Origin of the sequence: Microvirga sp. HBU67558 (assembly GCF_018069605.1) — a bacterium.
In the GTDB taxonomy this organism is placed as follows: Bacteria; Pseudomonadota; Alphaproteobacteria; order Rhizobiales; family Beijerinckiaceae; genus Microvirga; species Microvirga terrae.
Window position 1 is genome coordinate 1 of the sequence record NZ_JAGPUP010000267.1, and the last position, 797, is coordinate 797.

General features: G+C 60.6%; 1 protein-coding gene. It reads right to left on the reverse strand.

Features of this window, described 5'->3' with window-relative positions:
* Positions 1-288: 288 nt before the first annotated feature.
* Entirely contained in the window at positions 289-600 is a 312-nt protein-coding gene (locus KBI52_RS01160; RefSeq protein ID WP_210804824.1) for a hypothetical protein, read from the reverse strand.
* Positions 601-797 lie beyond the last annotated feature (197 nt).

Genomic DNA, 797 nt, shown 5'->3' on the forward strand with positions numbered 1-797 from the left:
CAGCCATCGATGTAGGCCTGAAAGAACAACTGACAAAAACATGACGCAACCTCAATAATGAGCCAGCCCAAGCGGAAGCGCACCGCAGACTGGCAGCCAGAAAAACGGCCACCTGCTGGGGTGGCTGGGTTATGGGAGGAAACCCGCCATCGGGAGACCGTGGCGGAGGAGGGGTCATCTACAGCGCACCGGGCTTGCGACAAACCGGAAAGTGATCGCCCCTGCCATGCGCAATGAACATGGAACGGATCAGGCGCCTTTACCTCTTGTTCACGGTTGCCGAGCAGTTCACTCTGGAACCTTGCCGACGATCCATCTGGCCGCCTCGGGGCTGAAGCCGATCTCAAGCAGTTCCTCTTCGAGATCCTCGACGGCATCAGGGTCCAAGGTAATAGAGTTGTCGTCTGCATCCCGGCCAGCAGCGGGCTTTGGCCCGGCGCCGCTCTGCTCCGGTTCCCCCGGCTCATCGGCAATGGGTGCGACTGTCACGCGGACCACTGGACCGTCATCCTCCTCCCCCTCATCCTCACTCTCGTAGACCTTGAGGGTGACCCAGCGCTCCTCAACCTCGTCCTCATAGACCGTCTTCCACTCGCCCATCTGCGCCTCCCGATTCATGCATCATTGCCGCTATGTTCAAGCATGATAGCGCAACATTCCTGGGCCCTGGGAGTTGTCCCGTAGCGGAGGCGTTCCACAGCCCCTGCGCTCTCCTTGCACCAGGCCTCCGTAGACTTCAGCCCCGTTCAGCCCAATCCCAACGGGGCTTTTTCATGGGCAACTCCGCCGCTCCAAGG